The sequence below is a fragment of the Cryobacterium breve genome, from assembly GCF_004402375.1.
GTDB lineage: Bacteria > Actinomycetota > Actinomycetes > Actinomycetales > Microbacteriaceae > Cryobacterium > Cryobacterium breve.
The window spans coordinates 53718-65850 of sequence record NZ_SOGJ01000036.1 but is presented as its reverse complement, the minus strand read 5'-3'; the positions used below and the strand labels follow the sequence as shown (position 1 = coordinate 65850).

Here is a 12133-nt window from a genome sequence, read left to right as displayed (position 1 = left end):
TCGTGAAACGAGACGTCGACGGCGTGCAGGTGTTGCAGGTTCCCAAGATTCTGCTTCAGCCCGGAGAGCTCGGGTGCGCAGCCGGCACGGCGCTCCAGCCGGGCGACCAGCTACGGTCCTCCCACTGACCCAGAATCTGGGCGCTCGGCAATCGGCCCGATTGGCCGCGGATCCATCGCGCAGGGCGTTCCTGACTGGTGCGGTCTCGTCCGGCAGAACATTGTTAACGGCTCACGGTGTGCTCGGGGCTGAGGTCTCGGAGCATGACGAGCTCGCGCTGGCCACGCGACAGCACATCGCCGGGTTCGACGGCAAAGCCGTTTCTTTCGTAAGTTCGTCGGGCCGCGACGTTGTCCGGCATCACGGATAGGGCGAGCGTCGTCGCGCCAGTGCTCGCCGCCCAGCGCGCGATTGCTGTGATGAGTGCAGTGGCGACACCCCGACCACGAACGGCGGGGTCGGCCCACATTGAGATGAGCTCAGCGCGGCTGGCGCGATCCTTGAACGGGGTCCCAGTGGCCATGCCAACAACGGCGTTCCTGTCGATGTCGACGGCCAATAGATCGATCGCTCCTGGGATCGACAGACGGTCACGCCAGCGGTTATCCGGTGCGTCTGCCCACTCTTGCAGGCGTGAACCGAAGGCACCGGGCGCATCGTTCAACGCCGCGAGCCGCACCGACCGCCAGGCCCGCCAGTCATCAGCGGATACGGTGCGCAGCCCGATTGTCATGCCCCGACCCTACCGACCGGCGCGACGTCGAGAGGAGCGACAGACACGATGAGGAGAGCTTCGCGAGTGCGTCCGCGGGCTGCAGGGCCATCAAGGGCTGGGCGATGCGATGCGGACCGAACCAGGAAGTGCTGGCTCTTCAGAACCGCCACTCCACAGGTGGCTTTAGCCGCCACCCACGTGGATGCCAGGCCGGCATGCGGGATCGGCTTCGTTTTGGCGAAGGATTTCGCGCACGACGGGTGCGGTGTCGCCTTGGCCGAGGAGGAGGTAGCGCAGTAGGTGCCCGAGGGGGTTGCCCTCTGACCATTCGAAGTAAGCGTGGGGTCGCACACCGGATGCGTCGCGCAGTGCCAGGAGGATGGCGGCGATGGCGTTCGGTGCCGCGGGACTCTGGGCTCGAAGGACTCGAAGCCCGTTGACTTCTTCTCCGCGAACATGGAGTGTCTCGCTGAAACTGGACGGGTCCACGACCTCGATCTCCAGAAACAGTACGTCGGCGCGACCTGGCACGGGATTCATCCCGCGCTGCGCCGTCTCTTTTCGGGCATAGTCGGTCTTTTTCCCCGGCTTGGGTTTTGTCGCAATCAGATTCAAGGCGCCGTCGAAGACGAGCGAGTCGGTGATGAAGCGCCGCGCCTGGTCGTCAAGTTCGACCGTTTCCACCCGCAGTTCGGTGGTGCGTGAAACCCGGGAGACGAGCGAAACAACGATGATCCCCAGAATGAAGAACGCCGAAATAGCTATGCCGTCGGGCTTTTCTAGGATGTTCTCACCAAGGGCGTAGAGAAGGGTCAGAGTCAGGATGGTGAAGGCGATACTTGCGCGGCGCTGGTGGCGACGGATAGCGGAGATCGTGACGGCGATGGCGCCGGAGACCATCATCGCCAGGATGCCGGTTGCGTAGGCGCCGGCTTGTGCGTTGACGTCGGCGTTGAAGCCGATCGTGATCAGGATGCTGATGCCGGTGTAGACGAGAACCACGGGGCGCACGGCGCGGCTCCACTCGGGGGCCATGCCGTACGACGGCAGGTAGCGGGGGACGATGTTGATCAGGCCGGCCATGGCGGACGCTCCCGCGAACCACAGGATGAGGATGCTGCTCACGTCGTAGACGGTGCCGAAGGTGTTCCCGACGAGTTCATGGGCCAGGTAGGCCAGTGCGCGGCCGCTGGCTTCGCCGCCGTCTTCGAAAGCCTCCTCGGGGATGAGGAGCGTGGTGACGAAGGTGCTCGAGAGGAGGTAGGCGCTCATGATGAGGGCCGCCGCGGTCAGGAGCTTGCGGGTGTTACGGATGCGTGAGGCCAGGCGCTCCTCGCTGGTTTTCCCGGCCGAGGCAACCAGGGGCATCATGCTCACCCCGGTCTCGAATCCGGACAGACCCAACACGAGCAGCGGGAAAGCGATGATGGCAGGTCCGAGAAGGTCACCGAACCCCCCGCCGCGGGAGGTGAGAGCTTCGGTCCATCCGGCCAGAGCGGCGGGTTCTGTGAACACGTTGTAGAGCCCCACGCCGATCACGACGGCGTTCAGGGCGAGATATGCCGCCACAAGTGGGATGGCGACAGCGACCGCTTCTCTGAACCCGAGGAGGAAGACCCCACCGAGGGTGAGGAGCAGGACGATTGTGATCGTCACGGCGTGCCCCGCAAGGAAGCTGGGTGCATAGGGATTCTCAAGAAGGTGCACCGTGGCATCCGCAGATGACAGGGTGATCGTGATGATCCAAGACGTTGCGACGAAGCCCAGTAGTACCAGGACGAAGAACTTTCCCTTCCAGAACGGGAGGAGTCGCTCGAGCATCGCCACCGATCCCTGGCCGTACGGGCTTTCCTTCGCGACGCGCCGGTACATCGGCAGCATCCCCAGCAGGGTCAGCGCAACGATCAGAAGGGTCGCCAACGGCGCCAGTGCCCCGGCAGCCAGCACGGCGATGCTGGGCAGGTAGGACAGCGTCGAGAAGTAGTCGACGCCAGTCAGGCACATGACCATCCACCAGGGACGCTTCGTCGCGGTGTCTGCGGGGCTCTCTGGCCCGAGGGGCTGCACGCGGTTCCGAAGCAGCCACCGGGCGAGGCTATTCGTGGGCGCTCCCGAACGGACGGGACTGGTAACGCTCTCCGGGATGACCGGAACGTCTGATGAATCCACTGTGCTCTTCCATCCCGCCCGCGCCGGCCCCAAGACCGTGAGAGCCGACTGCTCGAATGCGATCTACCGCTCTATTGTGTGTCGCGCGCGCTCGCGCGCCGCACGCTCAGCGCAACGATCTGAGTTCGAAGTTGTGATGCGTGTGGCGCACTGCACTGGTGTGAGCTCACATCGAGGTCGGCCCGCATCTGCATGCCGCGGTCAATGCCCTCCTACTGCGCGTTGACGGATGCGCGGATTGGCGTTGCGAGGGCCTTAGCCCCGAGCGCGTCTCACAGCCACTTCTTTTTCCTGAAGACCAAGTAGAGGGCGACGCCGAGGAAGACCATCTCTCCGAGTGCCAGGGGGTATCCGAAGGTCCAGTGCAGCTCGGGCATGTTGTCGAAGTTCATGCCGTAGACGGTGCCGACGAGGGCTGGGGCAAAGAGGATGGCCGCCCAGGAGGAAATCTTCTTGACCTCTTCGTTCTGGGCAAGGCTCGTTTCAGACATGTGCCGCATTTCGTCGTTCTGGCGTTGATTCACCAAGGTGGCGTGCACGGTCAGGGCGTTTTGGAGGATGGCACGGAATGAGTCTGCGCGATCGACGACGCGGATGGCGTGGTCCAGGACGTCCCTGAAGGATCGTTGGAGCTCGAGTTCGACCTGGTATTTTTCCGAGCCGCGGAGGAGCGCCTGCAGCATCGCGATGAGGGGGTGCACCGCGCGCTGGAATTCGATGACTTCGCGGGAGAGGTCGTAGATGCGTCGGGAGACCCCGGGGTCGCCGACAAAGAGTTGGTTTTCGATCTCGTCGATATCGTTCTCGAGGCCCGCGATGACGGGTGCGTACTCATCGACGACCTCGTCGAGGATGGCGTGGAGCACAACTTGGGGCCCCTTGGCCAGGAGCGGGGAATTCGCCTCCAGGCGTTGCCTGACCCGGCCGAGGGCCGTCGATTCGGCGTGACGGACGGTGACGACAAAATCCGCGCCGATGAAGAGGTGAAGCTCGCCGAACTCCACCTCTTCTGTCTCGTCGATGTATCGTGCGGGGCGCAACACGAGGAACAAGGTGGATCCGTACCGCTCCAGCTTGGCCCGTTGATGGCCGGTCAGAGCGTCTTCCACCGCCAGCGGGTGGAGATCGAATTCGTTGGCGACTGACCGTATCTCAGCGGCGTCCGGCCGGTAGAGACCGATCCAGGCCATGCCATCGTTCTCGCGGAGGGCTTGGTACGTTTCCTCAAGGCTGTGGGGGCTTTCGGCGCGGTGTCCGGCTACGTATATGCCGTTGTCAATCAGTGCCATGGTTGTGTTCCATCGTTCAGTCGTCCAAGAATGTGTGTGAGCGAAGTCGACAGATGGCGTGCCATCCGGGCGTCGGTCAAGATGGGGCGGGAGAGTGCCGCACCGTAAGCGACGTTGACTCGATGAGCGTGCCGCCAGGACTCGGGACGGCCCAACGACCATGTTCTACTGAACGCGGAAACGGGCCCGAAAACTGAGCGGGGCGGCGCAACTACTATGACCAGCCATGGCCACTCACCCGCCTCAGATCGGAGCGTTTTGGCCCGATTGGGCCGCACAAATCCTACTTCACAATCAGTTCGGGGACGAAACGGCACCCGTGGCGGACCTGGATCCAGTCGTTGCGTTTGAAGAGGAAGTACAACAGCGTGGAGAGGCCCACGATCAGTGCTGCTGAACTGAAGAAACCCCCAATTTCGCTGAATCCGGGGTAGGCACGTTTTGGCCGTAGAAGCCCGTGATGGCCGTTGGGACGGCGATGATGGCGGCATAGCCGGTCACCTTCTTGGTGATCACGTTGAGCCGGTTTCCCTGAAGGGCCCAATTCGCTTCAAGAATGCTCGTGGCGAGGTCGCGCAGGCTCTCGGTCCATTCCATAGCGCGCAGCACATGGTCGTACACGTCTTGGAAGTAGGGGCCCATCTCGTCAGCCACGAGGTGAAGGTCGCGGCGGAGGAGCGTGTTCACGACTTCGCGCATCGGCAGGATCACCCGCCGGAGCGTTACGAGACTCTTGCGGAGCGCGAACGAACTCCGTTGCAGGGCCTCCTGGTTGGCCGATGGCACGAACAGCTGGTTCTGGAGCTCTTCGATCTCCTCGTCCAGGGCCTCTACCGCCTCAAAGTACCCGTCGACAAGGTAGTCCAACAGTCCGTGCAGCAGGAAAGCGACACCATGCTTGGCCAGGTCCGGGGAAGAGTCCCATCTGGCAACGACCGCATCCAAATCGACGTTCTCCTCCTTGTGCACGGTGATCAGCGCCCGCGCAGTGATGAAGGCGGCAATCTCGTCGGTGGTGACCGCTTTCGAGTCCGGATCGAAGCCGGCAGCATAAGCGGACAAGAAGGAGTGATCGGGATAGTGATCGAGTTTTGGACGCTGACGAAGCTTCGTGGCGTCTTCAACAGCTAACTCGTGCAGCCCCAGCTCCTCAGCGAGCAGCACGAGGTCGTCACCGTCCGGGGTACAGAGATCCACCCAAACCACGGTGTTGGGCAAGTCGGACACATCGGCCAGCGCAAAGTTTTCACCGATGAGGACACCGTCACGGTAACAGCGGGTTCAAGGAGTGTGCACGCCCCAGTCAACCACGCCCCACTTGATCTCTGAGGACGATGTCTTGGCGATTTATGCGGGCGCAGAAAGGGACAAGAATTCGAAACGGGGACCCGCTTAGAGTTCGGCTACCGCGCCTCTATCAGCGCCGTGCTGCGGAAGGGCGCGACCTACTGACAGCACAGATGGTGGCGGCGAACACGATGGTGGCGACGGCGATAGTCAGTGCATAGAGCGCGACGACGCCGTACCCCTGTGCCGGGTTGAAGAAGGGGTACGGTACCCATCCGTCGGTTGCCCCGCGAATGAGCACGACCATGATCCACACGATGGGGTAGATGAGGGCAATCCATAGTTCGTTCCATGGGAGGGGGCTGCGGTCGCTGAAGATCAGCCAATCGAGTTCTGCGAACTTCAGGATCGGCGTCCAGACGCCCGCATCACGAAGCTCACCGCACACCGAGAAGCCGCTCCGCCCCGGCAGCATGATGTCCAGGATGATCGCGTCGTACGACCCCTCGATCGCCCGCCATAGTCCCCCGACGCCGTCGTACTTGGCCTCCACGATACATCCTTCGCGACGAGTCCGCGGTCATCGTCAACGATCAGCAGCTTCATCTTGAACCTACTTTGCCGCTGCCCTGTGTCGGTGGCCTCCGGGCGCACCCGCACAGCGGAATTTGTCAAGGTGAATGAGGCCAGTGTGAGTTTAGGCGGCTAGTTGTGGCTGGCCTTCTTGTGCTTGGGCGGGCTGGTTGATCTAGGCCGCGTCGGGGACGGTGAGGATCTTCGGGTGGAGGCCACCGGAGCAGGAGCATTCAACTTGGTCACATTCGTGACGGGAGTTGTAATCCTGCTGTCCGATTACGAAGCGTCGACCACCGTAGCGCTCCTGGTAGCACTATCGCTCTCGGCCAAATTTATCGTCGTCCTGTCCTTCTGGGCGGGGATCGCCGCATTGCAGCGATCAGCAACTGCGTCGGGTTCCCACGCGCGGTGTTGGGCCAGGCGGGTAACTTTGGTTCATTTCAGGCATGCGCGTGCGAACTGGGAATCGTCATCGGGATTGTCCGTTCGATCATTTTCCTGGCGATTCGGCTGGCAGCTGCGTCGACGCACAGCGCTGAGCGGTACTGGTCCTTTGCACGGAACGGCAAGCAGGTCGCCGACGACGATGTCGGCTGGTAACCGCATCCATTGCATGTCGTCCTTTGAGCGCGGTCGAAGCTGCATACGCTTCGTGTGGGTGCTACTAGTACGGCCGAGGACACGGGCAGCGGAGAGAATCGGGCGGCACTGGTCCAGCTCGGCGTCAACCCACACTACGAGGTGACGGTGCGAATCGGTGTATCCGGTTGCTTCCACCCGGGTGAGTAGCACGGTGATGAATCCTTGCGGCGGGGTGAGGTGCCCCGCCCACAGGTTTCCGGCCGGCCCGATCCTCACCGTGGGTGTCTCGTCACGGCTCGTGCGGACCAGGGAGACACCGTTGATGATGAGATCGTCGGCGGTCTGGACCGTGCCCTCGGGCCAGCACTCGGTGGTCGCCGCGCGCTTCGCCAGAATTCGTTTGGCCATGATGCTTGACATTAAAGTCATGATTCCTCCTCATTTTTTTGTTGTTGTTGTTTTATTCGGTTCATGCAAGTTGCGCTAACCAGGTGAATTCCGCCGTGTCTTGTTGTCCGTGATTCGGAGCATTAATTCGGACCGGCGGCCGTGCGCGGACGTCCCGTAGGGCTACAGCCCCTGCGCAGGGGATCGCCAGGAGGTCGCCTTCCCGGAGATCGTCGGGCAGCTCGACAACACCGCGTCCACCACTGGAGGTCTCGTGAGACTCGCCGGAGAGGAGAACCGCGACAGTGCTTTTTACCGTCGACGCCCGCCCGAGGAGCCGAGTCTCCGGCCAGGCCGCGTTCACGGTATCCAGGCAGGCGTCGATGAGTACGACCCGTGCGGCACCACAATTTCTTAAGACCGTGGTGACCCGCACGACGACCACGGCGGCACCCTGATATGAGGACGGCCGCCCATACGTCCCAGGAATGACGGCGGCGGCGGTATGCACGCAGGGGGTTTGGCAGATTTCCACCAAACGGTTCATGGATACTCCCGAAATGATGACATCGGTGGTCGTCACCTGTGAGCCTTCCGGCCATGCGTTGACGTTGAAGGGATCGGGGAGCGTGCGCCGAAGGGTCGGCATGATTGCGGTGAGGGTCATGAGCGGGGCCTCGAGGTGAGGGCGCAGGGTATATGAGGCTCCAATGTGGGGCTGTCGGGAGTTGTCATGAGTCAGTCCTAATGGGGGCCGGAGCGGATGTTCCGACTCCTAACGGAATGCATGCGGGATTTTCGTGGAACCGCACGGTATTTCTGCGGGAGGTGCGAGCCAAACCCCCAATGCGCTACACCGGGGTTCCTGGCCGGATCTGGACATCGCGGCGATTGACAAGAGTGCGTGGCCTTCGAAGGGAGCCCCAGCGGATGGCCGCGTGCGTATGAATCTTGTTAGGTTCCGTCGGATTGCCGTTTGGATCCCGTTAGGGCTGTGATTTTGCCGAGAGCGAGGGTATCTAATCGGATGTCGTGCCGCTGCGGCATCAGCGCCCCGCCCCGGGTCGCGTTGTCCTTCTCCAGATGGAGTTACTTGTGCTTGACATTATTTACGTGCTCGGCATTCTCGCCGTGTTCGCGTTTGTAGGCGTCATCGGCTGGGGGGTCGAGAAGCTGTGATCTTCTTCGACCTGCTCGCCGCTGCGTTGGCCATTGCCGCTGTGGTGTACCTCGTGGTCGCCCTCGTGAAACCGGAGCGATTCTAGATGGACGTGTTCTTCGCAGTTCTCCAAGTGGCCACCCTGGCACTTATTCTCACTCTCCTGTACCGCCCGTTGGGCGATTACATGGCCCGCATCTACACCTCAAGTAAAGACCTCAAGGCCGAGCGAGGCTTTTACCGTGTCATCGGGGTGGATTCCAGGGTCGAACAGACCTGGCAGTCCTATTTGCGCGGCGTGCTTGCCTTTTCCGTTGTCGGGCTGCTTTTCGTGTACCTCCTGCAGCGTATTCAGGCCGTGCTTCCTTACTCTTTGGGGCTTCCCGCAGTTCCGGAAGGACTGTCATTCAACACGGCGGCGTCGTTCGTGGCGAACACGAACTGGCAGTCGTACTCGCCCGACGTGACTATGGGCTACACCGTGCAAATCGCTGGCCTAGCCGTGCAGAACTTCGTCTCAGCTGCAGTCGGTATTGCCATCGCCATTGCGCTGGTGCGTGGTTTCACCCGGCGAGAGTCAACAACGATTGGAAACTTCTGGGTTGATCTGACCCGGGGAATCCTGCGGCTGCTGCTGCCTCTTTCAATGGTCGGCGCGGTGGTCCTGCTGGTCGGTGGGGTTATCCAAAACTTCAATGGCTTTACTGAGATCACGACTCTCAGCGGCGGCCTTCAGAACCTGCCCGGTGGTCCGGTCGCGTCACAGGAAGTGATCAAGAACCTCGGCACCAACGGCGGCGGATTCTTCAACGCCAACGCATCGCACCCCTTCGAGAACCCCAATGCCTGGACGAGTCTGTTCCAGAACGTACTGATGCTGATGATCCCGTTCTCCCTCCCTCGCACCTTCGGCCGCATGGTCGGAAATCACAAGCAGGGGTACGCAATCCTTGCTGTCATGGGTACGATCTTCGTCGCCTCGCTCACCTTCCTCACCCTCTTCGAACTCAACGGTGCCGGCACCGCGCCTGAACTCGCCGGTGGCGCAATGGAAGGCAAGGAACAACGATTCGGCATATTCGCATCCACTCTGTTCGGATCCACGAGCACCTTGACGTCGACCGGTGCGGTCAACTCGATGCACGATTCCTACACATCACTCGGCGGCATGATGCCGATGCTGAACATGATGCTCGGCGAGGTCGCACCGGGCGGAGTCGGATCCGGTCTCTATGGGATGCTGGTCCTCGCGATCATTGCGGTCTTCGTCGGCGGGTTGCTCGTCGGCCGCACTCCTGAGTACCTGGGCAAAAAGATTGGCCCGAAGGAGATCAAGCTCGCGAGCCTCTACATCTTGGTCACCCCCACGATCGTCCTGCTGGGTACGGCACTGAGCTTCGCAATTCCAGCGGTGCGTGCAGACGTCGAGTCGACCTCGATTTGGAATCCCGGCATTCATGGGCTGTCCGAAGTGCTGTACGCCTTTACCTCCGCGGCGAACAACAACGGTTCGGCATTCGCGGGACTGACCGCGAATACCCCGTGGTTCAACACTGCCCTCGGCGTTGCGATGCTGCTCGGCCGGTTCATCCCGATTGTGCTGGTACTCGCGTTGGCCGGCTCCCTAGCTGCTCAGGATAAAGTCCCGGCCACTGCAGGAACCCTGCCCACGCACCGGCCGCAGTTCGTCGGCCTCCTCATCGGCGTGACGATCATCATCACTGCTCTCACTTATTTCCCCGTACTCGCGCTGGGTCCCCTAGCAGAAGGGCTGCAGTAATCATGTCCACAACAACATCCACGATGGCGCCGCATAAACCCGACACCACTCGCACCCCACGAGTTCAGCAGAGCACGTTCAGTGCCGAGCAGCTGATCTCCGCCATACCCGGAGCCGTCAGGAAGCTTAACCCGCGGCAGATGTGGCGCAACCCCGTCATGTTCATCGTCGAAGTCGGTGCGGCATTCACCACTGTCCTCGCCGTCGCCGAACCGTTCCTGGGCGGCCCGGCATCATCGGGCGGTTCCACAGTGCCAGGATCTTTCACCTGGGGCATCGCCGTCTGGCTGTGGCTGACAGTGCTCTTCGCCAACCTCGCCGAGTCGGTCGCTGAGGGCCGCGGCAAAGCGCAGGCAGAGAGTCTGCGCAAGACCCGTACCAGCACCATGGCGCACAAAGTCACGGGGTACAGTTTCACCGGTGATCCCGCGGCTACCACCACACCAGTGCAGGAATCCTCCTCAGCGGAGCTGCAACTGGGTGACGTTGTAGTCGTCACCGCCGGAGACCTAATCCCCGGCGATGGCGACATCATCTGGGGAATCGCGTCGGTCGATGAGTCCGCTATCACCGGCGAATCGGCTCCCGTCGTGCGGGAATCCGGGGGCGACCGCAGCGCCGTTACCGGCGGCACCCGGGTACTTTCTGACCGCATCGTCGTGAAGATCACCAGCAAGCCCGGCGAGACCTTCGTCGATCGGATGATCGGCCTCGTCGAGGGCGCCTCGAGGCAGAAAACACCCAACGAGATCGCGCTGAATATCCTCCTGGCTAGCCTCACAATTATTTTTGTCATCGTCACCCTGACTCTGAACCCGATTGCTTCCTACTCCGCCGCGACGGTCAGCCTGCCGGTCCTGGTTGCCCTGTTGGTCTGCCTCATCCCGACCACCATCGGTGCGTTGCTCTCCGCGATCGGTATTGCTGGGATGGACCGGCTCGTGCAACACAACGTCTTGGCCATGTCCGGGCGAGCAGTCGAGGCTGCCGGCGACGTCACGACGCTGCTGCTGGACAAAACGGGCACCATCACTTACGGCAACCGCCGCGCTTCCGAGTTCGTGTGTGTCGATGGTGTCAGCGCGGACGAACTCATCCGGACGGCTGCACTGTCTTCGCTGGCCGACCCCACGCCCGAAGGAAAGTCCGTTGTCGACCTCGCCGGCGTGAAAGGAATCCACGTGGGCGAGTTCGCGGTCGGAGACATCATCCCCTTCACGGCTCAGACTCGCATGAGCGGATTGGACCAGCCCGACGGAATCCAAATTAGGAAGGGCGCCGGCTCTGCTGTCATCGCCTGGATCGAGGAGAACGGGCGGGTGGCCAGCTCCGTGCTCGCCGATCTCGACGAACATGTAGAGCGCATCGCGAAAAGCGGTGGTACCCCGCTCGTGGTCGCCGTGAAAAGCGCGACCGGTGAGGGTCGCATCCTCGGCGTCGTACATCTCAAGGACATTGTCAAGGAGGGCCTCAAGGAGCGTTTCGCCGAAATGCGGGCAATGGGTATCCGCACCGTCATGATCACAGGTGACAACCCGCTAACGGCCAAGGCCATCGCTGCCGAAGCCGGCGTCGATGACTACCTCGCCGAAGCCACCCCGGAGGACAAGCTCGCACTCATCCGCCGGGAACAGCAAGGCGGCAACCTGGTCGCGATGACCGGTGACGGCACCAACGACGCCCCCGCGCTCGCTCAAGCGGATGTCGGTGTGGCGATGAACACTGGAACTTCGGCCGCGAAGGAGGCCGGCAACATGGTTGACCTAGACTCCGACCCGAGCAAGCTGATCGACATCGTCCGCATCGGCAAACAGCTGCTGATCACCCGAGGGGCGCTCACCACATTCTCGATCGCGAACGACATTGCCAAATACTTCGCGATTATCCCCGCCATGTTCATGGGAGTGTTCCCCGGCCTGGCCGTGCTGAACATTATGGGGCTGAATTCCCCGTCGTCAGCCGTGCTGTCGGCAATCATCTTCAACGCCGTCGTCATCGTCTTCCTGATCCCATTGGCCCTGCGCGGGGTGAAGTACCGCCCGCTGAGCGCCTCCAAGATCCTGAGCCGCAACCTGCTGGTCTATGGCGTCGGCGGCGTGATTGCCCCCTTCATCGGAATCAAGCTGATTGACCTCGTCGTCGGCCTGATCCCCGGCTTCTAACCCTATGCTCGACTTTAGAAAGAAGAC

General features: G+C 61.9%; 10 protein-coding genes. 3 read left to right on the top strand and 7 right to left on the bottom strand.

Going from position 1 to position 12133, the window contains the following annotated elements:
• Window positions 1–223: 223 nt before the first annotated feature.
• The 7 genes from E3O65_RS16000 to E3O65_RS15970 all read right to left on the bottom strand — a co-directional run bounded on the left by E3O65_RS16000 (window position 224) and on the right by E3O65_RS15970 (window position 7672).
• Window positions 224–733 (bottom strand): GNAT family N-acetyltransferase, encoded by a 510-nt coding sequence (locus E3O65_RS16000; RefSeq protein ID WP_134364717.1) that lies wholly within the window; start codon window positions 731–733, stop codon window positions 224–226.
• A gap of 165 nt (window positions 734–898) precedes the next feature.
• A complete protein-coding gene (locus E3O65_RS15995; protein ID WP_241985710.1) occupies window positions 899–2719 on the bottom strand; it encodes an APC family permease in 1821 nt (606 codons plus the stop codon).
• Between the two features lie 437 nt (window positions 2720–3156).
• Window positions 3157–4173 carry a magnesium and cobalt transport protein CorA gene (locus E3O65_RS15990; RefSeq protein WP_134364715.1) on the bottom strand — a complete coding sequence of 339 codons (1017 nt, stop codon included), beginning with the start codon at window positions 4171–4173 and terminating at the stop codon, window positions 3157–3159.
• Between the two features lie 384 nt (window positions 4174–4557).
• Window positions 4558–5370, bottom strand: a complete 813-nt coding sequence (locus E3O65_RS15985) for a magnesium transporter CorA family protein (protein WP_198411675.1) — start codon at window positions 5368–5370, stop codon at window positions 4558–4560.
• Window positions 5371–5590: 220 nt separating this feature from the next.
• Window positions 5591–6013, bottom strand: coding sequence for a Pr6Pr family membrane protein (locus tag E3O65_RS15980; RefSeq protein ID WP_277870420.1), 423 nt, complete (start codon window positions 6011–6013; stop codon window positions 5591–5593).
• Window positions 6014–6471: 458 nt separating this feature from the next.
• On the bottom strand, window positions 6472–7047 hold the full coding sequence (locus tag E3O65_RS15975) for a hypothetical protein (protein ID WP_134364713.1): 576 nt from the start codon (window positions 7045–7047) through the stop codon (window positions 6472–6474).
• Between the two features lie 40 nt (window positions 7048–7087).
• Complete coding sequence (locus E3O65_RS15970) at window positions 7088–7672, bottom strand: hypothetical protein (RefSeq protein WP_134364712.1); 585 nt, start codon at window positions 7670–7672, stop codon at window positions 7088–7090.
• A gap of 508 nt (window positions 7673–8180) precedes the next feature.
• Between E3O65_RS15970 and E3O65_RS15965 the strand changes: the two genes are divergently transcribed.
• Genes E3O65_RS15965 through kdpB form a run of 3 tightly spaced genes read left to right on the top strand, consistent with a single transcriptional unit; the run spans window position 8181 to window position 12106 of the window.
• On the top strand, window positions 8181–8270 hold the full coding sequence (locus tag E3O65_RS15965) for a potassium-transporting ATPase subunit F (protein ID WP_110127642.1): 90 nt from the start codon (window positions 8181–8183) through the stop codon (window positions 8268–8270).
• Window positions 8271–9944 (top strand): potassium-transporting ATPase subunit KdpA, encoded by a 1674-nt coding sequence (gene kdpA, locus E3O65_RS15960; protein ID WP_134364711.1) that lies wholly within the window; start codon window positions 8271–8273, stop codon window positions 9942–9944.
• A 2-nt stretch (window positions 9945–9946) separates the two neighbouring features.
• Window positions 9947–12106 carry a potassium-transporting ATPase subunit KdpB gene (kdpB, locus tag E3O65_RS15955; RefSeq protein WP_134364710.1) on the top strand — a complete coding sequence of 720 codons (2160 nt, stop codon included), beginning with the start codon at window positions 9947–9949 and terminating at the stop codon, window positions 12104–12106.
• Window positions 12107–12133: the final 27 nt, after the last annotated feature.

What these genes read in the sequence shown, in the direction of transcription:
- E3O65_RS15975 (WP_134364713.1), bottom strand. Translation starts at nt 7,047, where the DNA reads ATGACTTTAATGTCAAGCATCATGGCCAAACGAATTCTGGCGAAGCGC.
- E3O65_RS15990 (WP_134364715.1), bottom strand. Translation starts at nt 4,173, where the DNA reads ATGGCACTGATTGACAACGGCATATACGTAGCCGGACACCGCGCCGAA.
- kdpB (WP_134364710.1), top strand. Translation starts at nt 9,947, where the DNA reads ATGTCCACAACAACATCCACGATGGCGCCGCATAAACCCGACACCACT.
- kdpA (WP_134364711.1), top strand. Translation starts at nt 8,271, where the DNA reads ATGGACGTGTTCTTCGCAGTTCTCCAAGTGGCCACCCTGGCACTTATT.
- E3O65_RS15995 (WP_241985710.1), bottom strand. Translation starts at nt 2,719, where the DNA reads ATGTGCCTGACTGGCGTCGACTACTTCTCGACGCTGTCCTACCTGCCC.
- E3O65_RS16000 (WP_134364717.1), bottom strand. Translation starts at nt 733, where the DNA reads ATGACAATCGGGCTGCGCACCGTATCCGCTGATGACTGGCGGGCCTGG.
- E3O65_RS15970 (WP_134364712.1), bottom strand. Translation starts at nt 7,672, where the DNA reads ATGACCCTCACCGCAATCATGCCGACCCTTCGGCGCACGCTCCCCGAT.